19 protein-coding genes are annotated in these 23,246 nt (G+C 52.3%); 7 read left to right on the forward strand and 12 right to left on the reverse strand.

The window, feature by feature from the left end:
* Positions 1–16 precede the first annotated feature (16 nt).
* The 7 genes from EBB_RS04340 to EBB_RS04370 all read right to left on the reverse strand — a co-directional run bounded on the left by EBB_RS04340 (position 17) and on the right by EBB_RS04370 (position 10,367).
* Positions 17–2,512: a TonB-dependent siderophore receptor gene (locus tag EBB_RS04340; protein ID WP_192392630.1), complete on the reverse strand. Its 2,496-nt coding sequence runs from the start codon at positions 2,510–2,512 to the stop codon at positions 17–19.
* Between the two features lie 282 nt (positions 2,513–2,794).
* Positions 2,795–3,763 carry a FecR family protein gene (locus tag EBB_RS04345; protein WP_192392631.1) on the reverse strand — a complete coding sequence of 323 codons (969 nt, stop codon included), beginning with the start codon at positions 3,761–3,763 and terminating at the stop codon, positions 2,795–2,797.
* Positions 3,764–3,945: 182 nt separating this feature from the next.
* The gene (locus EBB_RS04350) at positions 3,946–4,467 is read right to left on the reverse strand and encodes an RNA polymerase sigma factor (protein ID WP_192392632.1); all 522 of its coding nucleotides are present in this window, start codon (positions 4,465–4,467) and stop codon (positions 3,946–3,948) included.
* A gap of 368 nt (positions 4,468–4,835) precedes the next feature.
* Positions 4,836–6,050: a sialidase family protein gene (locus EBB_RS04355; RefSeq protein ID WP_192392633.1), complete on the reverse strand. Its 1,215-nt coding sequence runs from the start codon at positions 6,048–6,050 to the stop codon at positions 4,836–4,838.
* Positions 6,051–6,102: 52 nt separating this feature from the next.
* Positions 6,103–8,610 carry a TonB-dependent siderophore receptor gene (locus EBB_RS04360; protein ID WP_192392634.1) on the reverse strand — a complete coding sequence of 836 codons (2,508 nt, stop codon included), beginning with the start codon at positions 8,608–8,610 and terminating at the stop codon, positions 6,103–6,105.
* Between the two features lie 175 nt (positions 8,611–8,785).
* A complete protein-coding gene (locus EBB_RS04365; RefSeq protein WP_192392635.1) occupies positions 8,786–9,778 on the reverse strand; it encodes a FecR family protein in 993 nt (330 codons plus the stop codon).
* A 73-nt stretch (positions 9,779–9,851) separates the two neighbouring features.
* Positions 9,852–10,367, reverse strand: coding sequence for an RNA polymerase sigma factor (locus EBB_RS04370; RefSeq protein ID WP_192392636.1), 516 nt, complete (start codon positions 10,365–10,367; stop codon positions 9,852–9,854).
* Positions 10,368–10,437: 70 nt separating this feature from the next.
* On the opposite strand from EBB_RS04370, the gene EBB_RS04375 reads away from it, so the two are divergent.
* The 3 genes from EBB_RS04375 to mtgA all read left to right on the forward strand — a co-directional run bounded on the left by EBB_RS04375 (position 10,438) and on the right by mtgA (position 14,580).
* Complete coding sequence (locus EBB_RS04375; RefSeq protein WP_192392637.1) at positions 10,438–10,809, forward strand: hypothetical protein; 372 nt, start codon at positions 10,438–10,440, stop codon at positions 10,807–10,809.
* Positions 10,787–13,210 (forward strand): TonB-dependent siderophore receptor, encoded by a 2,424-nt coding sequence (locus tag EBB_RS04380; protein ID WP_192392638.1) that lies wholly within the window; start codon positions 10,787–10,789, stop codon positions 13,208–13,210. The genes EBB_RS04375 and EBB_RS04380 overlap by 23 nt, the downstream gene beginning before the upstream one ends.
* Positions 13,211–13,839: 629 nt before the next feature.
* On the forward strand, positions 13,840–14,580 hold the full coding sequence (gene mtgA, locus EBB_RS04385) for a monofunctional biosynthetic peptidoglycan transglycosylase (RefSeq protein WP_192392639.1): 741 nt from the start codon (positions 13,840–13,842) through the stop codon (positions 14,578–14,580).
* 7 nt (positions 14,581–14,587) lie between these two features.
* Here the strand turns inward: mtgA and yjgA are convergent, their stop codons facing one another.
* Both yjgA and EBB_RS25770 read right to left on the reverse strand, forming a co-directional pair.
* Positions 14,588–15,232 (reverse strand): ribosome biogenesis factor YjgA, encoded by a 645-nt coding sequence (gene yjgA / locus EBB_RS04390; RefSeq protein ID WP_192392640.1) that lies wholly within the window; start codon positions 15,230–15,232, stop codon positions 14,588–14,590.
* A 1-nt stretch (position 15,233) separates the two neighbouring features.
* Positions 15,234–15,542 (reverse strand): hypothetical protein, encoded by a 309-nt coding sequence (locus EBB_RS25770; RefSeq protein WP_225587234.1) that lies wholly within the window; start codon positions 15,540–15,542, stop codon positions 15,234–15,236.
* Positions 15,543–15,899: 357 nt separating this feature from the next.
* On the opposite strand from EBB_RS25770, the gene rdgC reads away from it, so the two are divergent.
* Complete coding sequence (rdgC, locus tag EBB_RS04400; RefSeq protein WP_192392641.1) at positions 15,900–16,808, forward strand: recombination-associated protein RdgC; 909 nt, start codon at positions 15,900–15,902, stop codon at positions 16,806–16,808.
* Positions 16,808–17,770 (forward strand): L,D-transpeptidase family protein, encoded by a 963-nt coding sequence (locus tag EBB_RS04405; protein WP_192392642.1) that lies wholly within the window; start codon positions 16,808–16,810, stop codon positions 17,768–17,770. The genes rdgC and EBB_RS04405 overlap by 1 nt, the downstream gene beginning before the upstream one ends.
* Positions 17,771–17,836: 66 nt before the next feature.
* On the opposite strand, the gene EBB_RS04410 is transcribed toward EBB_RS04405, so the two are convergent.
* Together EBB_RS04410 and EBB_RS04415 are read right to left on the reverse strand one after the other, a co-directional pair.
* Complete coding sequence (locus tag EBB_RS04410; protein WP_165385904.1) at positions 17,837–18,115, reverse strand: Lpp/OprI family alanine-zipper lipoprotein; 279 nt, start codon at positions 18,113–18,115, stop codon at positions 17,837–17,839.
* An 84-nt stretch (positions 18,116–18,199) separates the two neighbouring features.
* Complete coding sequence (locus EBB_RS04415; protein ID WP_225587235.1) at positions 18,200–18,754, reverse strand: L,D-transpeptidase family protein; 555 nt, start codon at positions 18,752–18,754, stop codon at positions 18,200–18,202.
* 72 nt (positions 18,755–18,826) lie between these two features.
* Here EBB_RS04415 and EBB_RS04420 point away from each other — a divergent pair, with 72 nt between their 5' ends.
* Positions 18,827–20,461 carry an alpha-D-glucose phosphate-specific phosphoglucomutase gene (locus EBB_RS04420; RefSeq protein ID WP_192392643.1) on the forward strand — a complete coding sequence of 545 codons (1,635 nt, stop codon included), beginning with the start codon at positions 18,827–18,829 and terminating at the stop codon, positions 20,459–20,461.
* A gap of 47 nt (positions 20,462–20,508) precedes the next feature.
* Here the strand turns inward: EBB_RS04420 and EBB_RS04425 are convergent, their stop codons facing one another.
* Positions 20,509–22,620, reverse strand: a complete 2,112-nt coding sequence (locus EBB_RS04425; RefSeq protein WP_192392644.1) for a hypothetical protein — start codon at positions 22,618–22,620, stop codon at positions 20,509–20,511.
* 295 nt (positions 22,621–22,915) lie between these two features.
* Between EBB_RS04425 and EBB_RS04430 the strand changes: the two genes are divergently transcribed.
* Positions 22,916–23,122 carry a cold-shock protein gene (locus EBB_RS04430; RefSeq protein WP_033158255.1) on the forward strand — a complete coding sequence of 69 codons (207 nt, stop codon included), beginning with the start codon at positions 22,916–22,918 and terminating at the stop codon, positions 23,120–23,122.
* The last annotated feature ends 124 nt before the right edge of the window (positions 23,123–23,246 follow it).

Genomic DNA, 23,246 nt, shown 5'->3' on the forward strand with positions numbered 1-23,246 from the left:
TCACCCGCTTATCCGGCTAAAACTCCAGCCGCACCGTTCCCATCGCGGTGAGTGGCGCGCCAGGGTAAATACCGACACGCGGCGGAGCATTTTGGAAAGGATCGGTGGATTCGTAATAGGTTTTATCCAGCAGATTGCGGATATTAAATTGGGTGATCAGCCGGGATTTGCCGAGTTGATAGGTATAGCTGGCAAAGGCATCCAAGCGGGCGTAGCCGGGTAACGCAAACGTGTTGTCGTTATCGCCTTGCCGTTGTCCGGCGGCAAACATGCCCAAGCCAAAACTCAAACCGTTCAACGGTTCGTAGTGATGAATATCGTATTTGAGCCATAAACTGCCGGAATGCTCCGGCACATTGTTCAGACGGTTGCCCTGCAGCCCGGAAAAGTCTTTGGTGATACGGGCATCGGTAAAGGCATAGTTGCCGATGATGCTGATCTCGTCGGTCAGCCGACCGGCCATATCCAGCTCGATACCTTGACTGCGGGCTTTGCCGATAGCCGCGCTGGCGAAAGGATCCGGGCTATTGAAATCGCGGGTCATTAAATTTTCCTTGGTTAAATGGTAGTACGCCAAGGTCGTGGACAAGCGCTGGTCGAAAAACTCGGTTTTAACCCCGGCTTCGTATTGCTCGCCGATTTCCGGATTGATCGTCGCACCGCTGGCGGTTATGCCGTTGTTGGCGCCGAATGAAGTGGTCCAGTTGCCGTAGATACTGGCCCAGGCCCACGGCTGATAGAGAACCCCCACTCGAGGGCTAAAGCCTTCATCCCGGCGCGAAGGTAAAGCGGCATCGGCGGCGCTAGCCGAATTACCTATGCCCAAGCCGGTTCTCGCCCAATCGTAGCGGCCACCGCCCAGGATATGCACTTTATCCCACAGGGTAATGTGATCCTGAAAATACGCGCCGTACCAGTCGTCCCGGAACAGGTAATGGTTGGCGCCGTCGTCGGAAGGCGTTGCCAGCGCGTTGGCGTAATAGCTCGGATCGATACCGTATTGGGGATTATAAATATCGATATCCAAACCCGGCACAGGGTCCTGGTAGTTGCCGTAGAATTCATAGCGGCCGACTGCGCGCAAGTAATCGACGCCAATCAGGGTTTGATGATTTACGCCCAGTAATTTGAATTTTCCGGTCAAATCCAGATTGGTCGTATAGGTTTCGTTGTCGGAAGTTTGGGAAAATATATTCCGTGCATAGCGGCGATTACCCGTGCTCGGATCGAAAAACTGTTCGACGGTAAAGCCATTGGCGGGTTTGACCGAGGTATTTTTATCGTAAATAAACGAAGCCAGGAAGCGATTGCGCAAGGTCCATTTATCGTTGAAAGCATGGCTTAGATTGAAGCCAAGGTTTACCTTCGAGTTAGTGTCGACCGGATCGTTAGGGTCGATAAAGGACCGGCTAACCGGAATCGGCGCCGGGCGATTGCCGATAGCGAACAAGCCTCTATCAACCTGGTAATCCTCATGCAAGGCTTCCAGCTCCAGAGACATTTCCGTCGCATCGCTGGGCCGCCAAGTTACTGACGGATTGACCAGCACCCGATCATTGAAATTAAAATCCCGAAACGATTTATTGTTTTGATAAGCACCGGAAAAACGATAGCTCAAAGACTTATCGCCGGTCAGCGGTCCGGTGGCATCCCATTCGGTTCTATAAAAATCGTACGCGCCGAAACGCTGCTCCACCGAGTAATAGGCCTCGTCGCGAGGTTTTTTGGTCACCAGGTTAATTAAGCCGCCAGGCTCGATACGGCCAAACAAAACCGCCGCAGGGCCTTTCAACACTTCGACACGTTCCAAATTCGCCGAATCGAATTGAGCCCCCTCGCCAATACCCAGGCCGTTGGCGACCAGACCATTGCGATAAACCCGGCCGTTCCTAAAGCCACGGACGATGTAGGCATTACTCAGGCCCAAGGACGATTGCGGACGTATGCTGCTGACGTTTTCGAGCGCATCTTTAATGGTCGTGGTTTTTTGATCGTTCATCACCGCCCTGGGCACTACCTGAATCGATACCGGGGTGTCCATAATCGGCGTATCGGTTTTCGTCGCGGCGCTGGCGTTGGGTGGGCGATAGTCCGAGTTATAGGGATCGTTAGGGTCCGATAGGGTTTTGCCCAGCACGGTTACGCTCGGCAAAGTTGTCGTACCGGCCGCCGACTGGGGTTCGGTGGGTTTTGCCGACTTTTCCAGCGTCACGGTGCCATCGGCCGCGGTTTGTGTTGTCAGACCGCTGCCGCTCAACAGTTTGTCCAGCGCCTGCTGCGGTGTAAAGCGGCCTTGCACGGCGTTGCCGCGCAGCTTGCCTGCCAGTTGTGAACTGAAAAACACCTTGGTGCCGCTGGTTTCGGAAAATTGCAGTAGGGCGTCCGCCAACGGAGCGGCCGGAATGGCGAAATCGATAGCGCTTTCCGCCGCGCACCACGGGCTGGCGCTCATTGCTACGGCAAAAACGGTTAAACAGAACGGGTTAAAGGGCGGTAGTGTGCGTTGACTCATTGGGCATCCTGGCTTGTGATTGTGGTGACGGCGGTTGGCGAAGGAAGGTGTTCCGTCGGCGTATCCGCAGGGGTTCCAAAGCAAAGACGAAGGGAGGGGTGGGTTTTATAACCTGGCTGAGAAAATATTTTTGGCCGAGGACTCAGCGGAATGTCCTCATCGACCGGATGGGCCTTAGGCTCATGCGCCACGCCGCTCCGTAAAAGTTATGAAATTCACCCGGTCAATAGTCCGAATTCCCGTGTAGGCGGGAATGGCGAATTTGTTGGAAAGGGCGAAAAATTAATGGCGGTGCAGAACGATCAATGCGTCGGTCAGGCGGGTTTCGCTAACCGCTAAGGTGTTCTCGATAACAGCCAACGCCGCTTCCGGGGCGTTGGCATCGAATACGCCGGTCACCCCGTGCGCGGCCAAGTCGGGATCGGCGATGACGATTTTTCCCGGGCGGTAGCGGTTTAGATCGTCGATGACTTGTTGCAGCGGCTTTTCCTTAAACACCAGGCGCCGCTCCTGCCAGGCGGCGGCTTGCTTGAGATTGGCCTGTTCCGGCGTGCCGCTTTTACCGTCGCGCGACGCGACGCGCTGGCCCTCCGGCAGGCGCTCGATGGTCGCGCCGTCGGCAAACGCAACGCGCACACTGTGCTCGTACACAGTGACTGCCAGGTCGCCTTGCCACTGTTTAACGTCAAATGCCGTGCCCAAGGCGCGGACTCTTCCGCCGCTGGCAACGACCTCGAACGGTCTTGCGGGATCGGCGGCCACTTTGAAATACGCCTCGCCGCCGTGCAATCGAATTACCCGCTGTTTTTCGGAAAAATCCACCGACAGCGACGAAGCGGTATTCAGAATCACCGTCGAGCCGTCGCTGAGCTGAATTCGGCGCTGCTCGCCGGTGCCGGTGCGGAAGTCGGCAAAATAGCCGGCGTTAAACGCCCAGCCCAAACATAATGCCAGCATCAGGCAGGCTGCAATGGGCCATCGCCATAGACTCGGCCCGGCCGCAGCTGCTCTGCCGGCTTTTTGCACTGATTGTTCGATCCGGCGAACTTGGGCCGGATGCAAGGTCTCCATCCGCCGAAAAAAAAGCTGTGTTTGTTGCCAGGCTTCCAGGTTCTCTCGGCTGGCCGCCAGCCAGGCCTGCCACAATTTCTCCTGCTCACTGTCGTAGAACGGCGATTCGCGCAGGGCCAGCCAATATTCGGCTTGCTCCTCGGCGCTGGCGTCGGGAAAAGGCGGGAAGGAATGGTTCATAACTAATGTGGCGGCGCTGTCAACTCGGTGTCCTGATTATAAAACGCTTGTTGGTAAACTCAGGCCCGATGGGCAAAAACTATTAACCCGACCCAAAATGCCACTCGCCCTGCGGGTGTTGAAGGACTCAGGGCCAACCGAGTGCCGGGCGTGGTCATGGGCGGCTTAATAAATAAATCCGGTCAATTCAGATCGCCGACCTTCGCCCGGCAATGGCGCATGGCCTGGGTCAAATATTTAAAGATCATGGTTTGCGATATGCCTAACCTTTGTTCCACTTCCGCGTAACTGTAATGCTTGAGTTTGAGCAAGATAAACACTTCCCGGCATTTGGGCGATAGATCATCCAAAGCGGTGATCAGTTGCTCTAGTTGTTGCTGTGACATGACAGTCCGTTCGGCGGATAGCGAAGATTGTACGTCAACTTCTGCCTCGTCATTTGCGGCGGCTTCCAGATCTGGGCCGGCATGGCGGCTGCGGCTGCGCAAATAGTCGGTAGCCAGATTGGCGGCGATTCGGAAAATGAAGGCGCGGGGATTTTCTACGCTATCTTTGCCGCCGTAACCGGCATAGCGAATGAAGGTTTCTTGAAAAATATCCTGCGCCGTATCCGTACAACTGATGCGTTGCGATAAAAACCGCAATAATTCGTGGCGATGCTTGTGCATCAGATCGGCAATGTCGGCGGCAGTCAATTCAAGCATGGGATAGTTTATGTAGGCGGCCCAATATGGCGATTATTAACCCGGCCCTGTTTATCGCTGGTATGCCGTTCGGGCTGGCTCAGTATCTTAAGGGCGCTAAGGCGAGCGACATTAAGGGCTGGGTTAATAAGCAAGCAATATTTGCACCCAAACTTAGAAAAGAGAGGTTTTTTAGCGTGAGATTGTCCGGAAAGCCCGCCAGGGTTGAGGGATGGCGAGAATCGCTCAGGGCAATTGGGAAAAGTTGGCGGTCAATACGCGGCGATACAACTGGATAAACTGTGTCATATGCCGCGTTTGGGAATGCTGGCGAAGTGCTCCGGACGAGCCGGATATCTCAAGGTCAAGCTGCTCTTTTAGGGGCTTGTTTAGTCGATGGATAAACTGACCAGGCGTACTTTCTTCTGAAGCGGATCGGTCCAGGCCACAAAAGCTCGCTTGCCGACACGGGCCAGCGCCAGGTATTTGCTGGGCCATTTCGGGAAGCTGCCGCGATATACGGTGGTTTGCCGGCTGACTTTGCCGTTGCTGGTCACTTTGGCAACCCTTAACTCATCGTCAGGACCATTGCGGCCGCGCCAGCTGACCAAGGCCGAGCCGTCATCCAGCAGCAAGGCGTTGGTATAGCCGCTGGCGTCGGCATCCAGCTCGATAGGCGAATTAAAATGCGCGCCTTGGTCAGTGGAGAAGGCCAGTTTCACCCGGCCTTTGCCGTCGGCGGCAGTGAACCAAGCCGCCACGCCGTTGGTGGGAGTCAGATCAATGGATGGCCCATTGCTGGGGCAACCGCCGATCACCCAGCCGTCTGCATGCACGTTAGCGATTTGCGGATTGCCGCCGGCTTGCCAGCGCACGGCGCTGATGTCGCGAATTTCGCCGACGGCATGATCACGGTAGACCGTGACCAATTGCTCGCCCTGTGCGTCGGTATAGCTGCGGCAGCAGGAGCAGACATCGTCATCCAGCACGGTCTCCGGGCTGGCTTGCCAGTTTTTGTCGATGATGCTTGCCATCAGTTGGTAGCGGTTGGTTTTCTTATCGGCCGCCGGGTCGTGGCTGGCGTGGCGCATGTCGGTCCAGACCAGCGCCAGCCGTGCATCGGGTAGCGCGGCCAAAGACATTTGCGCGTCGTAGATATGCGCTTCGTCGCCATACGGCTTTAACGGCGGCGACCACGTCAAGCCGCCGTCTATCGATCTGGCCAGATAGATCTCTGCCGCATAGCGGTCTGGGGAGTTCTTGACATAGGGCATCCAGGCCGCCGCCAAGCTGCCGTCGCTCAGGCCCAGCACTACCGGCGGGTCAGCCAATTTACCCTCGACCTTGACCACTGCTAACGGCATGCTCCAACCTTGTTCTTCCAAAACGGCAAATTTCGCCGTACTGGTCCCCATATCGGTTTCCACCCAACTGAGCAGTAACTGCCCATCTCCGGTTTTTTCCAGGTGATGCTGCTGGCTAAAGCCCGACACCGGCAACTCCAGTTCACGGAACGGCAACGGCTTCGCCGACACACCCTGGCAGATGCCGCAATACAGTAAAAAGCCGGCGACGGACTTTAAAATTTGCGTGATTTTGGACATGGCAGACTTCTCGACAACGATGAAATAGCTGAGCAATTTAGCGGGTTTGCGCTCAATATTCCACTCGAATCGAGCCGATTGCGGTCAGCGGCGCGCCCGGATAAACCCCCAGCCCCGGCGCGACATTGGAGTCGGGGTCGGTGGATTCGTAGTAGCGTTTGTCGAGTAGGTTGCGAATATTAAACTGTGCACTTATGCGCGAGCCACCGACTTTTTGCTTATAAGCGATGAAGGCGTCCATCCTGACATAACCCGGCATCTGGAAGCTATTGGCGTTATCGCCTTCGCGCGTGCCGGCGGCCACGCCGCCCAGACCGGCGCTAAAGCCATCCCGCGCCGCATAGCCGTTCATGTCGTACTTGAGCCATAGGCTGCCGGAATGTTCGGGGACATTGTTCAAGCGGTTGCCCTGGGTGCCGCCGTTGTAGTCCTTGATGATACGGGCATCGGTAAAGGCGTAGCTGCCGATCAGGCTGACGTTATTGCTCAGATACCCGGTCATATCCAGCTCGATGCCTTGGCTGCGTTGTAGATTGGCAATTTTGTCGTAGGGATTGGCCGTGCTCAGATCGTTGACCAGGATGTTGTCCTTGGTCAAATGGTAGTACGCCAAGGTGGCCAGCAGGCGTTGATCAAACAACTGGGTCTTTATGCCCGCTTCGAATTGCTCGCCGATTTGCGGATCGAAGCGGGTACCATTGGAAGCTGGCGCATTATTGGCGCCGAGCGAGCTTATCCAATTGCCGTATATGCTCAATTGATCGAATGCTTCGTAGAGTATGCCCACTCGTGGGCTGAACCCCTCGTCTTTACGGGTGTTAGGCCTCACCAGCGCGTCGGCGTCCGCAAAACTGGCGGCATTGCCGCGTCCGGTTTCCGCCCAGTCGTAACGGCCACCGCCCATGATATGCAGTTTGTCCCATAGCGTGATTTGGTCTTGGAAATAGGCGCCGTACCAATTGTTGTATATCACGCTGCGATTCAAACCCGGCTCGGAATCGCTCAAGTAAGCGGCGTCGAACGTTGCCGGCGAGATGCCGTAACTGGGAAATGGGTTATTGATGTCGATTGCCAGGGCTGGATTCGCGTCTACCCATTGGCCTGAAGTGCCGTATCGGTTAAAAGTGCGGTAAAAATCGAAACCGAACAGTACATCGTGTTTGGTTTCGCCGATCATGAACCTGCCGGTAACATCCAAGTTAGTCGCGTAATGTTCCTGCTCGGTGGTCTGCCGAAAGATGTTGCGTTGCAGAATGCCGGTGGCTTGATTCAACGCTAAGCCAGGGTCGAAGGCCGGCGCCGGATTGACGAAGGTGGTCGTGCTGTCGGATAGGCTGACCAGAAAACGGTTATGTATCGCCCAGTCTTCGTTAAAGCGGTGGTTAACTTCGCTGCCGATTTTGATGCTGGATTGGTCTCCCATCGGTGTATTCGGATCACCCAGGTTGCGACTGATCGGGATGTTGGCCGGGCGTTTACCTATGACGGGAATGCCGAAATCCGCCGGTGCGTTTTTGTCGCTACCTTCAATGTCGACGGTAATGTCGGTAGCGTCGCTGGGACGCCAGGTGACACTGGGATTGAACAGCATTCTGTCCACGGATACAAAGTCGCGGAACGAGCCGTTGCTTTGGTACGCGCCGGAAAATCGGTACAACAGCGATTTATTACCGTTAATCGGCCCACCGGCATCCCATTGGGTGCGATACAAATCGTAGGAGCCAAACTGTTGTTCCAAGGAGTAATAGGGGTGATCTAAGGGTTTTTTGGTTGTTAGGTTGATCATGCCGCCCGGCTCGGTCCTACCGTAGAGTTGCGACGGGCCTTTAATGACCTCGATGTTCTCCAAATTTCCGGAGTCCATGTCACCGAAATAGCCGCCGTCTTGTAACAGGCCGTTACGATAAACATTATTAGTATTAAAACCGCGGACAATGAAGCCGACGCCACCGCCCAACGACGGCTGGGGACGCACGCCGCTAACATTTTCCAACACGTCTTTAACCTTGCCGGATTTCTGGTCGTCCATCACCGATCTCGGTATTACCTGAATCGAAATAGGCGTTTCTATCAGCGGGGTGTCGGTCTTGGTGGCGGCAAAGGCGTTGGTTACCGCGTAATCCTTGCTGTAAGGGTCGACTGCGTTGGCATACTGGCGATTGCCGGACACGGTGACCGCCGACAAGGTTGAAACATCGTTGTGCGAATCCGGCGCTTTTTGCAGCGTAATGGTGCCGTTATCGGTAGCACCGGCTACCACGCCGGTGCCGGCCAGCAGCTTTTGTAAGGCTTGCCGGACCGTCAATTGGCCGCTGACACCGGGCGATTTCAAGCCTGCCGTCATTTCTGCCGGATAACTGAGCTGAACGTTGGCGATGTCGGCAAAGGCATTTAATGCGCCGCTTAAGCTTTGCGCGGGAATGTCGAAAGCGATGTTTTGTTCGGCGGCAATCGCGGCCGGCGTGCTGAGCGCGGCGGCGATTGTCAGCGACAAAGTCCAAAAGTTGTATCGGGTCGGTTTGCCCATGCCGGGGGCTTTGCGGAACGGATAAGATGCCATTAGATTCTCCCTAAGCGAATGAATTGATCCCCCCAAAGTTTGGGATTGCAATGGAGACGGGCGAAGCGGGTTTTTCCTCAGCTTGACGGTAAAACTTTTTTTCTCGGCAAAGACGGTGGCTGAATAACGGAGGGCTTTGGCGGGTGTTTTGCTTAGGCAATAAGCTTGGCGACACTCAAACGATCACTACCAGCCATGGTGTTAATCGGTAAATTCGGATAGGTAGGGTTTGTTGCAACGATTCCAGGGTTTTATCGGTGTCGCGAATATCGAAGCGGCCGCTGACTTTAAGATCCTGCAGTGCCTGATTGCGGATTATCAGGCTACCACGCCGATAGCGGCCAATTTCCGCAATCACCGCCTTGAGCGGAGCGTTGTCGAACGAGGCACTGCCTTTTAACCACGCCGTGGCGTTGCCGGTTGACTGGTGGCTGACTTCGCTTTGGTGGCGAGCGTCGACCGCAATGCTGTCATTGGCTTTTAAAGTGGCCGGATTTTGCCGATTCCGGCTGACTTCCACCACCCCGCTCACCACGCTGACAATGTCGCTGTCGGCGTCTTCCCTAACCACAAAACGCGTGCCTAATACCCGCGTATTGCTGTAGCGGCCATCCACTTGAAAAGGATGTTGGGGGTCGTGTTGCACCTCAAAAAATGCTTCGCCCCGGGCTAGTTGGATATGGCGCAGGCCGTTACGCATGTTAACGTTAAGCGCGGTGCCGGAATTTAAGGTGACATGGCTGCCGTCACTGAGCTGTACGGTTTTTATCTCGCCAACGGCGGTGCAGTAGTCCGCCTGCCAGCAGCTTAAAGCCGGCTGATAGACAATCGCGGCGATGACCAGGCTGGCGGCTGCGGCTAACAACGGTTTGGCACCGGAGGCGATGCCGAAACGCCGCCGGGGGCTGTTGGACGGCGTACTACATCGCAACATTGGCGGCGACAGCGTGGCGGCGTCCAGCGTGGTGTGGAAATCGGCATCCTCCCAAAACGCAACGATTTCGGCATAGGCCTCGCGGTGAGCCGGGTCGGCTTGATGCCAGATTTGAAATTGCCGGCGTTCGTCTACCGCTACCGACTCGGCACGCAACCGGACAAACCATGTCATCGCCTGCTCGCTGATGGCATCAGGGTTATCAGAGTCTGCGGGCGGTTGGTTTTCGGTCATGGCTGCATTATAGGGCGCTGGGGTAGGCGTATGCCTCGGGAATATCGGTAAGACGGTTAAGGCGGCAAAAACCTCAGTCGGTCCGATAGGGACGGCCGAAATGACGGCCCAGCTGTTTGCGGCAATACAGCAAGCCTTTGAGGATGTGTTTCTCCACGGCGCTCTCGGAAATATCCAGAAAATTAGCCACTTCCCGATAACTCAAGCCATGAATTTTATGCAGGATAAATGCATCACGGCAGCGCGGCGGTAATTCGTAGATGGTTTGGTGCAACAGGACGCGCCATTGCTGATCGGCTAATTCGTTTTCCACTCCGGCCAGTTGCGGCTCATCCAAATGCCGCGCCGCTTCCTGATGACGCTCGACGACTTTATGGTGGCGCAGGTGATCCATCGCCAGATTGCTGGCGGTGCGGTATAAAAATCCGCGCGGGTGGTCTATGGGTGTATCGTTGGCGGTGCGGGCCAAAATCAGATAGCTTTCTTGCAGCAAATCTTCCGCAGTTTCCGGGCATTTGACTATCCGCAGCAAATGGTGCAACAGCTCCTTGCAATGCATACGATACAGCGAGCTGATGTCGGGGGTCATGAGGCGAGGCTGGATTTTAGTCGTTTCAGAAGCTCCGTCCCATGCCTGATTCGTGCCAGTAATGACGCGAATGCCGGCCAAGGTGCCGAATATCCTGTCTTTGCTGGCCTGGAGTCAAACTTGGCGGCTGGCATTCACGCTAGCCGCACAAATTATACCGGTGCTGAATAGGTTATATGGCGCACTGGGTACGGCATATAACCTATTTTCGACGGCGGCGCATACCATGCCGGAAAGCGAAATAGGCGTAAGGATTCGCGGACTAACGAAATGCTCCGTAAAGCGCTTGAGGCGCCGGCGCCTGCAATGTAAGCCTCAGCCGATTGGCGGCAATGAATTTTCATCCTTCACCTCCTGTTTTATGCCTGTCGTGCGTCAAAACAACGATAGTCATTATTTAACAACAGCGAGGGAAATTCATGGCGTTGAAACAAACATTTAGCGGCGGCCTGTTTGGGCATGCTTCGGCACTGGTATTAGGGGCTGTGTTGGCGGTTTCCGGGACAGCGGCGGCAGATAGCGTCAGCCGGGCGTTCAGTATCCCCGCGGGCTCTCTGTCTACCGCGCTGAATCGCTTGGCGGAATCCGGCGGCTTGCAACTGGTCTACGACGCGGCAATCACTGAAGGTTTGCAAAGCAAGGGCCTTAGCGGCAATTACACGCCGGAAGCCGCGTTGCAACGTCTGCTGGGAGACAGCGGTTTGAGTTACCGCATTGCTGAAAACGGCAATATTTTGATCGAAAGGCAGTCTCTAAATTACAAACAGGACCCTACGGCATTGCCGGCGGTGAATGTGGTGGGCAAAGTCTCCAGCAGCTTTGACGGCGAAGACCCATACAACAAAGACTACATGCGACCGAATGCCATAACCGCCACCAAGACCGACACGCCGCTGATGCAGACGCCGATGTCGGTCAAGGTTGTGCCGCAACAGGTATTAAAAGATCAGCAGGCTATTACCGTCGACCAAGCGCTCAGCAATGTCAGTGGTGTAACCAGTGGTCTTGGCGGTTCGGGCATGTTTTTTATGCGTGGTTTTGGCAACTACAATGTTTATCGTGATGGTTTTTTAAATCAAAGTCAGTGGGCGCATACCGAGGATTTGGCTAACATCGAACGAGTGGAAGTATTAAAAGGCCCTGGCTCATTGCTTTATGGCCGTTCCGAACCGGGCGGCTTGGTCAATTTTGTCACCAAACAGCCTTTGGATACACCGTATTACAGTCTGCGCCAGCAGTTTGGCTCCTTCGACATGTATCGCACCAGTGTCGATGCCACCGGTCCGCTCACCGCCAACAAAGACTTGGCTTATCGTTTTAACCTGGGTTACCAAAGCAATCATAGCTTCCAGGAATTTGGCGGCAACGAACGACTGTTGGTAGCCCCAAGTTTACGTTGGAATATCAGTGACAGGACAACCTCGACTTTGAAACTGGAATATAGCGATATTAAAGAAACGGGGCTCGGAAAGGTACCACTCCAAGGTAATCGACCAGCTTCCATTTCTCGCGCCCTGAATCTCGGCGATCCCTGGAATTTTCAGGAAGATGAATATGTGATGTTGTCGCTGAATACCGAGCATGCATTTAATGATGCCTGGAAATTACGGCATCGGTTTAATTTCAGTAATCACGAATTAACCATGTCTGGCATTTTTCCGGGAACGCCGAGCGTACAACCTAATAGTGATGTGAGACGAATATTTTTTGCACAAAATACCGATGGTGGCGATTATCAGCATAATTTTTTCAATGCCTTGGAATTGACCGGAAAATTCGATACCGGAGCGCTGAAGCATACCCTGTTGGTTGGCGGCGATTATTATCGAACTGATTATCGGGCAAGTTCGTCAGGATTTGGCGATGGGCCGGATCAATTTGATACTAGCAATATCTATAATCCTATTCATAGGGCCGTTCCTCCAGTCATTCCGGCTGATGCTATTTCTTACTCAAATTACAGTTTGCCGTGGTTTGGACTGTATGCTCAGGATCAAATTGAACTGCCTTACCACGTTCATCTCATGGGTGGTTTACGTTATGACAGTGCCGAAACCTCGGGCACCAGTACCGGACTATGGGGTGGTCCGATTCAAAGTACCAGTGAAGATCGCGTATCACCGCGTGGCGGGATAGTTTGGCAACCCTTACCTGAACTATCTTTTTACGGTAGTTATACCGAAAACTTTGGTCAATCCAATGCATTTATGTGGAATAAGCCTCTTCCTCCACAAACCGCTCAGCAGTGGGAAACCGGCATCAAAACCGAATTGTTCGATGGTCGATTGATGGCATCCGTGGCTTATTTTGATCTAAAAAAACAAAATGTGCCGATGCAAGTTGACCCCTTAACGACCAAAGCCATTGGAGCTGCAGAAAGCAGAGGTATCGAGTTTGATGTAAGCGGAGAGATATTGCCAGGATGGAATGTGATAGGCGGCTATGCTTATACGCCGTTTGCCAAAACCACCAAGGACTCCTTTGATGGTTCGGACGCTGGAAATACCGGGTTTCGCTTAAACAATGCACCTAAACATAACGGCAGCCTATGGACCACCTACGAATTGCAAAGCGGGGATTTCCAAGGCTTGAAATTTGGGGTCGGGGTAAAAGCGTTGAGTCAGCGGGAAATTGGCTACGACGAAAGCGCCCAGGCACCGGGCTATGCCACTCTCAATCTGATGGGAAGCCAAGCCTGGAAAGTAGGGAAGTCCAAAATTACTGCTCAGCTTAATGTCGATAACCTGCTCGACAAGACCTATACGGCGTCAATATACAGTTATGGTCCTACCTACTATGGGGCACCCCGTACATTCATGGGGGCTATAAAAATCGAGTATTAACACAATCTAGGCAGGTCCAGTGTAGGTCGGGATTTGCACTCCCGGCCTCACTTCGAACTCTTATAGCAAAGCCATCAAAACATGGCTGATCGGTTTAAGATTCCCTTTTTGTGTTATTAACAAATTGAGTTTGACAGCCTTTTGCGCGTCTAATGGAGACCAAGAATAATATTGTCGGTCTGCAGATAGTGCTATTAGGGTGCGGGGTCAAAAAGCAATTGGCTCAGTAATGCTGGCTTGCTGCATCAAGAGAATGCTTCAAGATCATTTTGGGGTAATGGAAGAAAAATAAGAAATTGCGTGGCGTGATTTTAATCATCCCTGCCCGGATAAAAGCGTTTTTCCGCGCTTTTATCCAGGTAATCCCTGGCGTCTTGTTTTCCATGTTCACGGGGGAGAGAACTTAAACATCCCTGACACCGGTATTTATATAACAATATCCATGCCAAACCCTGAAGGCTACGTGATTCAGGGTTTTTCGCTAAAATCGACGGCCATCCTGTTAGTTTCTATGTTATTTGCCGTAATAAAGGCTTTGCTTTGCGGCATTTCCCGCAAAAGCCGCGGTTAGTCAATTCCGCGTTCAATCATGGATAATAAACATCCCCGTCACAACGCTTGAATCGCCCGTGAAGCATTTCCGCCATCCGGCCCGCTATCGCCAATTTTGGCGCCAACCCAAAACGGCGCTTTCTTTGCTGCAACGTTTCAAGCGCGGATTGGTTTATGTGGCGCTGTTTTTTTTGCTTAGTTCGCTGCTGCTGGTAGGCGTATTGCGGTACCTACCCGCGCCGACGTCGGCATTCATGCTGCATCAGCATGTTGACGACCTGGTAGAAGGCCGGCGCTATAAAGGCATTGATCAGCGCTGGGTTAGTCGCCGGCATATTTCCCCGCACGCCTTTGCTGCGGTGGTCGCGTCCGAAGATCAATTGTTTTATCAGCATAACGGCTTCGATGTTGACGCCATCGCCAAGGCTTTTAACCAATATTTGCGCGGCGGTAAACTGCGTGGGGCCAGTACGATCAGTCAGCAAGTCACGAAGAATTTGTTTTTAAGTCCGGCCAAAAACTTCGGCCGTAAGGCATTGGAGATCTGGTTTACGCTGTTGATAGAGGTTGTTTGGGACAAACAGCGGATTCTGGAAATGTATTTGAATATTGCCGAGTTCGGCGATCATTTATTTGGCATAGAAGCGGCCAGTCGCCGTTATTTCGGTATTTCTGCCCAGCAGCTCTCTGCCAATCAGGCTGCGCTGTTGGCGGCTACATTGCCGAACCCAATACTGTTAAAAGCCGATCAGCCCAGCGCTTATTTACATAAGCGCCAAAGCTGGATCTTGGGCCAGATGCGGGTGTTGGGGAATTGATTTTGTGTTAATCCTCTGCATCCTGATCGTCCTGCACGTCTTCTTCAGAGAGCGGCAGGCCGGACGCATCGGCAATCAGTTCTTTCAGATATTTGTATAACAAGCGCGCCGACTTAGGCGGTTTGGCTTCCTTGGCTTCTTTTTGCGCGTTGCGTTGCAATTGGCGCAAATGTTGGCTATCCGCGCCCGGAAATTCTTCCATAAATTGGGTCAATTGCTGATTACCATTGGCTGCCAGCAGTAGGTCGCGCCAGCGCTCGGCCTGATGATGTTCTCTGACAGCATGGGCGCTGCGATTTTTCATCCGCGCCAATTTTTCATGGATCGCGGCGGTATCCAGCTTTCTGAGCTGCGCGGTGATATATTTCAACAAGCGCTTTCTGGCGGAGTTTTGCCCCATTTTGCCGGCGTCGCGCAGGGCTTGTTCTATGTTCTCGGGTAATTCGAATTCAGCAATATGTGCAGGGGATAGTGCGCAAATTTCCTCAGCCATCGCAAACACTTCGGCTATTTCTTTTTTGATGCGGGTTTTGTTGGGGCGTATCGCGTAATGTTCGACTTCGTCGTCGTCGCTTTCGCCGTCGTCCTCGTCATGGGGTTCGTCGTAATAATCTTCTTCTTCGAATTCTTCTTGATAATCTTCGTCGTTCATGTCAAACCATTGCTATTAAGAAAAGCACGAACATCACCACCATCAACAGAGGCACAATAACGCTGGGCCAATCGGACGGTGTTTGTTTGCTGCGCGCAATTGCGGCTTTGATGCCAGGCTGCATCCAGAACAAAAGCAGCAGCGCCAGGGCGCCGAGTATCAGGTTTTCCCAGGTTGACAGCATGATGTGACCGCTTTGTTGTGAGTGAGGGACTTTACTATGCGGCATTCTAACAAACCTTGCCAAGCAATAAGACATTGCTTGCTGCGACAAATTAAAAGTTGTTTGTCTGGATTTATCGCTAAGCAATTATTGCGGCTGGGTAAATTCAGTTATTCACAGAAGCTGTGGATAACTCTGTGTATTAAATGTCGAAAGCCTTTGCTGTTCCCCGGTAGCTCTGGGCTGCGGTCAAATTGTATAGTATTAGGTCATTATTATTAGTTGATAATAATCAATGATTTACAAATGATTTCTTGTATTTCAACGAGTTATTTTGTCAAGCGTTTTATGGTCTTGTCGTAAACGGTTTAATGTGCATAACTTGTTTACAGGCCAAGCAAATTTGCAGCCAAACTGTGTTTTTTAGCTAGTCTTTAAATGGGTCGGCTTATATGGTGTGCGCAAATTTGCGATAATGGCCGGTTTTTAAAAAAGAGTCATTTCATGTGGTTTAAAAATCTTGCTGTCTACCGTTTTACCGAGCCATTTACTCTGGATGCTGTTGCTTTGGAGCAAAAATTGCAACAACAGCCGTTCCGATCTTGTGGTAGCCACGATGAGTTCAGTTTTGGTTGGACTGCGCCGCTCGGCAGGGCCTCGGATGCGCTGGTGCATGCCAATAATGGTTTCTTGATGCTATGCGGCAAGAAAGAAGAAAAGGTCGTGCCGGCATCGGTGATCAACGAAATGCTGCAAGAGCGGATCAATGAAATCGAAGAGCGCGAGGCGCGCAAATTACCTGCGAAAGAGCGTAGTCGGATCAAGGACGAATTGATATTCGAACTGCTACCGCGGGCGTTTTCGTTTTCCCGTAAAACCTATGCTTATATCGATAGCCAAGGTGGCTGGCTGGTTGTGGATGCGGCATCGGCTAAAAAAGCCGAAGATATGCTCAGCCAGTTGCGTAAATGTCTGGGTTCCTTGCCTATCGTACCGCTCACCGCCACCGCCAAACCGGCTAGTGTGATGACGCAATGGTTGATCGACAACACCTCGCCGAAAGATATTTTGATTGAAGACGAGTGCGAACTGCGTTCGCCGGAAGAAGATGGCTCGATTATTCGTTGCAAACGGCATGACTTGGCCTTGCCGGAAATCAAGAATCATCTGGATAGCGGCAAGCAAGTGATTAAGCTGGCAATGAGCTGGGCCGAACGCATTTCGTTTGTGTTGGATGAGAACTTGGCGGTCAAACGGCTAAAGTTTCTTGATCTTATTCAGGAGCAAGCCGCCGATATTGAGGCATTTGACGAAGTCGAGCAGTTTGATGCCGATTTTTCTATTATGACTGCGGAACTTGCTCAGTTTTTGCCGCGTCTGCTTGAATTATTTACTGCTGAAGGTAATGCCTAATGAAAACCCGTTTGTTATTCAGTTTGTTGCTGACAGCCAGTACAGCGGCGTCGGCACTGACGCTGCCGGCACCGGATAGGCCGGGTGACAGCTTGATCGGCAATCCGCCACATGAAGTCAAATATGTCGCCGCCAAGCAGGAGGACACGCTGATTGACATCGCCGTCAACTTCCGATTGGGTCAGGACGAAATCGTGCTGGCCAATCCCCATGTTGACCGTTGGCTGCCGCGCGAAGGCACGCAGGTGCGGATTCCCAGTAGCTTTATACTGCCCAATGCGCCGCGCCAAGGCATCGTGATCAATCTGCCGGAAATGCGTATTTATTATTTTCCGGATTCCAGCAAGGTCGTAACCTACGCGATCGGTATCGGTCGGGAAGATAACTGGAAAACGCCGTTGGGTAAAACCCATGTGGCCGGTAAGACCGAAAATCCTTCGTGGACCCCACCGAAATCGATCATTGCCGAGCACTTGGCCGAGGGCGATGTATTGGATCCTTATTATCCACCCGGCCCTGACAACCCGCTGGGTTTGTTTGCGTTTAAACTCGGTATACCAGGCTATCTGATTCACAGCACCAACAAAACCAACGGTGTCGGCATGCGGGTAAGTCACGGCTGCATTCGAATGTATCCGGCCGACATCGAGCAGTTTTTTCCGATGGTCAAGGTCGGCGCTCAGGTCAATATCGTTAATCAATCCATTAAGGTGGGCTGGTATCACGACACGTTGTATATGGAAGTCTATCCGGAGATGGAAGAAACGCCGGCTACCTATGAGCAGCGCCTGCATACAGCATTGAATTTGATAGAGCAAGCCAACGGTGGGCAAATGCCGGTAATCAAAGGCTCCGTTTTAAAAGCGGCAGTAGAAAAAGCGACGGGTATTCCGGTGGCTATTTATGAGCGTCCTACCCAGACGCCTCCTGTCGTGCAAAGCCAAGCTGCACCGGCAAAATAGAGGCAACAAAAAAGCCCGTGGCCTTGCGGCTCACGGGCTTTTTAAAATCAACAACAGCAATAAAGCTTATTTGTGTTGTGATTTTTTGAACATACGGTCCAATTTGCTGTTGGTGTCTTGAGCATATTGAGCAGCACGGTTAGCAGCAGCTTCAGCAGCAGCAGCTTTTGCAGCAGCTTCAGCAGCAGCGGCTTTAGCAGAAGCAGCGTCAGCAGATGCAGTAGCAACTTTGCCTTCCAAAGTGCCAACTCTTGCGTCCAAAGCTTCCAGGTCTGAAGTGCTTGCGCAACCGGTTGCCAAAGCTGCAATTGCAACAACTGCTGATAATGTAATAGCTCTCATCATGGTTTTCCCCTTGATTGTGGTTTCAAAAAATAATAAATGAAAAACGGTGGTAATTGTCCAACATTTTTTTGGATTTTACCAACATTATTTCACCGTTACGAGTGTCCCTTTTTCTACCCATTGACTTAACTGATCAATTTGATCGTTAGTCAACGCGATACATCCGTGTGTCCAATTCATGGATCTGTGGATGGACAGACTACCGCTGCCCAAACCATGAATACCGATTTGCCCACCGAGATCGGTATTTTGCGGCGGAATTTGTCCGGCAGAATGCGCTCTGGCAATAGCTTCGTAAGTGTCGAGATCGATTTTGCCTTTTTTCAAGGCATTATCGGCATTGTCTACATTGGGATAGGTCAATCCGAAGAATTTACGGAAAGCGCTTCTTTCGTTGATCCAGCCGATCCGATAGTTACCGAGCGGCGTGATGTCATCGCCGCGATGATTCTTTTCGCCGGCGCCATTGCGGCCAATAGCGATATTTTCCAGCACGGCAACTGTCTTGTCGCCCTTCCTGACTTCCATGCTTTGCGTCTGCGTATCAACCACCAACCAAACATCCTCGCCAGCGAAGCTGCGCGCCGATACGGTACAGCCCATCACAATCAAAACACCTAATAATTTTTTCTTTATCATGGCAATCTGTAAATAATCAAAGTTTTGGTGTAATTTAACCCTTTCGAAACGAGGTATTACAAAGGGTAGCATATGACAACAACAATCACCAAAACGACTCCCTACGATGATCAAAAACCCGGCACATCGGGCTTACGCAAAAAAGTCAAAGTCTTCCAGCAACCCAAATATCTGGAGAATTTCGTCCAATCCATCTTCGACAGTCTGGAGGATTTTCAGGGCAAAACCTTGGTGATTGGCGGCGATGGCCGCTACTTTAACCGTAAAGCCATCCAGATCATTATAAAAATGGCGGCAGCCAACGGTTTCGGTGAGCTCATTATAGGCCAAGGCGGCTTGTTGTCCACTCCTGCCGCATCAAATATTATTAGGAAATACAATGCGTTCGGAGGCATTGTTCTATCAGCTAGTCACAATCCCGGCGGCCCTGAAGAAGATTTTGGGATCAAATATAACGTCAGCAACGGCGGCCCGGCTCCGGAAAAGTTCACCGACAAACTGTACGAGAATACCAAAACCATCACTGGCTACAAAAAAGCCCGTTTCGGCGACATAGATTTAGACCTTATCGGTGAAGTAGAGAAAGGTGGTGTGAAAATTCGGATTATCGATTCGGTAGCCGATTACGCTGAACTAATGGCAAAAATATTCGATTTCGACCTGCTCAAACAAAGCATCCATAACGGCTTTATCACGCTGCGTTTCGATGCGATGCATGCCATCACTGGACCTTACGCCAAGCATATCTTGGAAGATACGTTGGGCGCAGCGCCTGGCTCGGTATTTAACGCCGTGCCGCTGGAAGACTTTGGCGGCGGCCATCCAGACCCGAATATGGCTCATGCCCACGAGCTTTGTGAAATTATGTTCGGCGCCGATGCGCCTACTTTTGGTGCCGCATCAGACGGCGATGGCGACCGTAATATGGTGATGGGCGCGAACATATTTGTTACTCCCAGCGACAGCTTGGCGATTATGGCCGCCAACGCCAAACTAATTCCGGCTTATGCCAAAGGGATTAGCGGTGTGGCCCGCTCCATGCCGACCAGCCAGGCGGTTGACCGCGTTGCCGATAAGCTAAGCTTGCCTTGCTACGAAACCCCAACCGGCTGGAAATTTTTCGGCAACTTGCTTGATGCCGACAAAATTACTATCTGCGGCGAAGAAAGCTTCGGCTCCGGCTCCAATCATGTCCGTGAAAAAGACGGCTTGTGGGCTGTGTTGTTTTGGTTGAATTTAATCGCGCGCAAACGCGAATCGGTGGAAGACATTGTCCATGAACACTGGCAAAAATACGGCCGCGACATTTACTGCCGACACGATTACGAAGCGGTCGATTCCGAGATTGCCAACGGCATCGTTGAACATTTGCGTAGCCAGTTAAGCAGCTTGCCTGGTAAAAGCTGGGGTGATTACGAAGTCAAATTTGCCGATGAGTTCAGTTACACCGATCCGGTCGACGGCAGTGTCAGTAGCAACCAAGGTATCCGCATCGGCTTTGTGAACAGCTCGCGCATCGTGTTCCGGTTGTCCGGTACCGGCACGGTCGGCGCTACCTTGCGTATTTATTTGGAGCGCTACGAGCGTGATGTCAGCAAACACGCTCAGGACGCTCAGGTTGCGCTGGCGGAATTAATAGAGATTGCCGAGCAGTTGTGCGAAGTCAAAAAGCGTACCGGCAGAACCGAGCCTGACGTGACCACTTGATCGACATTAACGGAATAAAGCGTTAGGTCTGGCCTTAACTGCCCGACCTAACGGCTCTGCCCGTAAGCATCCCGTAAAATCTGCTCCGCAGTTCGACCGCCCTCTGCCAAAGTCTGAGCTCTGTCGATGGATAAGCCCAGGCCGTGTCCGGCGCCTATGCCTGCAAATTGCCAGGTCTGACCATCGGCAGCTGTTACCGAATCGGGGCAAGAAGGTAGCTTCAGGGTATTACGAAAAATCTCGCAACTGAGCAGCTCTTCGCTGGTCGGATAAAATAAGCGGATAAACAACTCGCCGTCCTTACGCCGTTCGCGGCGAATATCCAGGATTTGATTTTCCGCAAATACCCGGCGTAATTCTTCGCTTGAAAGCTGCCGTTGCCAGTGTTGATCACCGCCGTTGGCAAACGGCAACCAGTTCAATCCGGATTTGGCCGCCAGTTGGTCCAAAAGCGCCAGTAACGCAACATCGGTGTGGCTGCTGCGTCGCGGCTTGTCCTCAGGCAACTCGCCGAGATAGACCATGCAATGCGTGGTGTCGCAAAGCGAACTTGATTCATTGTGTCTATGGCTGCCGTGACTGCCGTTCCAGGCAATCACTGCCCGCATCGCTTCGCGGGCACTGCCCGCCAAATTTTGGGCCTCGGCAGCTAACACGCCATCGACATAGCTATCGACATCCGTTTCCAGTACGGTTGGCCCATGCTCATCAGCTTGTCGTAGAACACCTTTCACAATCCGCTCTGATCGGCTGGCTCGCGCGGTCGAAACGATTCTAAGTTGTCCGCAAATTGTAAAACGCCGGTATTGGTCCGCCACTAGCGGACACTCCGCTTCCGCATTCCAGCTCGCAGGGTTGGTAGAGCTTAACAAGCTAACCCTAACTGCCGCAAAGCGGCTGGGATAGTCGCGTTGCCAAGTGCTTAGCAAGGCGGCGGCTTTGCTTAATATTGCTGCGCCACTGACGCCGCGTTGCCGAAATATCGCCAGAAATACCGGATGCGTAGCCGGCCAGGCCAGCATTAAGTGGCCTGCCAAGGGGTGGCCGTCAACAGTCGAAACCGTGCCGGTTTTTGCTAGAACTTGAAGTTGGCGCAACAATTTTTTATCGATTTCGCTTTGCCCCGCCAAGGTGGAATTGGGCAGGATGCCGTTTTGACTCAGGCCGCGAAAATATTCCGGCTTGGATAGCAAGGCTGCCCGCATTGTTAGTGCCAGTTCGGGCAAGTTGGCCTGTAAAGCAAAATCGCCGTCGGCGTTACGTTCGCCCAGATAAGATCGCCAAGCTTGTAGATCCGATGGCGCAGTTTGCGCCGGAAGCTTTTGGTCTTTGATAGACGACAATAACAGACGATAGCGCTCGCCTTGAAATTGTTCGCGGCGCAGCAAAAGCTTTTCGGTATCGCTCGCCGCCAGTTCTGGACCCAGCAAAACCGGATCTGCTTGCGCTAATGCTGCGGCATAAGGAGTTTTCAACAACGAACCCGGGGGTAAGCGGCTGATTTGGTCGCCACCGCTTGCTAATATCCGCCCGGATAGCAGGCTCATCAACAGAAAAGAGCTATCCCCCGCATCGTCGAACGCCACACCGAGCATTTCATTTAATTTTGCCGACACGGCACACGGTTCGCTAGGCCAGCCGGCGTTAACCAACATTCGGGCCAATACCGCGCGGTCATTGCTATCAAATTCGGCGCCTTGTCTGACCCGGTTTTTGATGCGTTGCAATTCAAGCGAACTGGGCTTGTCTCCAGGCGCTAGACTCGCCAATTCGCCACTAAAATACATCGCCCCCGCTTCTTCAGCCCAAGCCGGTAAACGGCCGCCGCAGCTGCGATGACTGGCTTCGTGAAATAGTTCGTGACGCAGATATACCGCCTCGCTCAGCCCTCCTTGCGGTTGTTGCCGCAGATAAATACTGCCAGGCCGCCAGCCGCCGGCATGACCGCCGCTGAACGCTCCACTGGTCAACGCGGGAAACACCCGCACCGGATCGTCCTCGCTAGGTATCTTGTAGCCCTGCGCAGCTAGTTCACTAACGGCAATAGTCGCGGCTTGTCGTAATTCAGCTTGCTGGGTTAGCGCCCCGAAAAACAAAATCGCCGCACCAACATCAAACAAATATTGCCGCCTGATGCATCGTTTTAATGGAGCATTCATTGGTAGTTAAAGGTTTATGCTGAGCATGGGTAATCCCGCAAATTGCCGAATAGCGAAGATAGACTCGGAAGTGTCTAAATACTGGATTTTACGATTTAAATTGACAATCAGTCGAATCAGCCTAGAATGCAAGCCAGCTAGAAAATACGATTTACCCTTTGTTTACCAGCTCGATGTCTCTTCAGTAGTCCTTCGTCCTAGTTTTTCATTAAGTAATTTCCACATTTACCAGCGTTACCCGCCTTACTTTAGCTAAGGCTTTATCTAAATTTTTATAGGACTTATTATGTCTACAATGACAACTGGCGTCGTAAAATGGTTTAACGCAGACAAAGGCTTCGGCTTTATCGAACAAAAACAAGGCCCTGACGTTTTCGTACATTTCAAAAACATTCTGAACCCAAACAACAGCTACAGAACGCTGGACGAAGGTCAGCACGTACAGTTCAAATTGGGCCGCGGCCCTAAAGGCCCACAAGCCGAAGAAGTAACCATCGTTTAAAGATTAAGCCGTAGTTGCCAACTGGTACCTACGGCTTTTTTGTTAGATAGAGTGGAAATCAAACGCGGTTTCCACTTTCGTTCTCCCGCCTTTCATTCCTGCACACTGGATTGCTTTTAAAAGC

The sequence above is a fragment of the Methylomonas fluvii genome (assembly GCF_014850975.1).
GTDB lineage: Bacteria > Pseudomonadota > Gammaproteobacteria > Methylococcales > Methylomonadaceae > Methylomonas > Methylomonas fluvii.

What these genes read in the sequence shown, in the direction of transcription:
- EBB_RS04340 (WP_192392630.1), bottom strand. Translation starts at nt 2,512, where the DNA reads ATGAGTCAACGCACACTACCGCCCTTTAACCCGTTCTGTTTAACCGTT.
- EBB_RS04345 (WP_192392631.1), bottom strand. Translation starts at nt 3,763, where the DNA reads ATGAACCATTCCTTCCCGCCTTTTCCCGACGCCAGCGCCGAGGAGCAA.
- EBB_RS04350 (WP_192392632.1), bottom strand. Translation starts at nt 4,467, where the DNA reads ATGCTTGAATTGACTGCCGCCGACATTGCCGATCTGATGCACAAGCAT.
- EBB_RS04355 (WP_192392633.1), bottom strand. Translation starts at nt 6,050, where the DNA reads ATGTCCAAAATCACGCAAATTTTAAAGTCCGTCGCCGGCTTTTTACTG.
- EBB_RS04360 (WP_192392634.1), bottom strand. Translation starts at nt 8,610, where the DNA reads ATGGCATCTTATCCGTTCCGCAAAGCCCCCGGCATGGGCAAACCGACC.
- EBB_RS04365 (WP_192392635.1), bottom strand. Translation starts at nt 9,778, where the DNA reads ATGACCGAAAACCAACCGCCCGCAGACTCTGATAACCCTGATGCCATC.
- EBB_RS04370 (WP_192392636.1), bottom strand. Translation starts at nt 10,367, where the DNA reads ATGACCCCCGACATCAGCTCGCTGTATCGTATGCATTGCAAGGAGCTG.
- EBB_RS04375 (WP_192392637.1), top strand. Translation starts at nt 10,438, where the DNA reads ATGCCGGCCAAGGTGCCGAATATCCTGTCTTTGCTGGCCTGGAGTCAA.
- EBB_RS04380 (WP_192392638.1), top strand. Translation starts at nt 10,787, where the DNA reads ATGGCGTTGAAACAAACATTTAGCGGCGGCCTGTTTGGGCATGCTTCG.
- yjgA (WP_192392640.1), bottom strand. Translation starts at nt 15,232, where the DNA reads ATGAACGACGAAGATTATCAAGAAGAATTCGAAGAAGAAGATTATTAC.
- rdgC (WP_192392641.1), top strand. Translation starts at nt 15,900, where the DNA reads ATGTGGTTTAAAAATCTTGCTGTCTACCGTTTTACCGAGCCATTTACT.
- EBB_RS04405 (WP_192392642.1), top strand. Translation starts at nt 16,808, where the DNA reads ATGAAAACCCGTTTGTTATTCAGTTTGTTGCTGACAGCCAGTACAGCG.
- EBB_RS04410 (WP_165385904.1), bottom strand. Translation starts at nt 18,115, where the DNA reads ATGATGAGAGCTATTACATTATCAGCAGTTGTTGCAATTGCAGCTTTG.
- EBB_RS04415 (WP_225587235.1), bottom strand. Translation starts at nt 18,754, where the DNA reads ATGATAAAGAAAAAATTATTAGGTGTTTTGATTGTGATGGGCTGTACC.
- EBB_RS04420 (WP_192392643.1), top strand. Translation starts at nt 18,827, where the DNA reads ATGACAACAACAATCACCAAAACGACTCCCTACGATGATCAAAAACCC.
- EBB_RS04425 (WP_192392644.1), bottom strand. Translation starts at nt 22,620, where the DNA reads ATGAATGCTCCATTAAAACGATGCATCAGGCGGCAATATTTGTTTGAT.
- EBB_RS04430 (WP_033158255.1), top strand. Translation starts at nt 22,916, where the DNA reads ATGACAACTGGCGTCGTAAAATGGTTTAACGCAGACAAAGGCTTCGGC.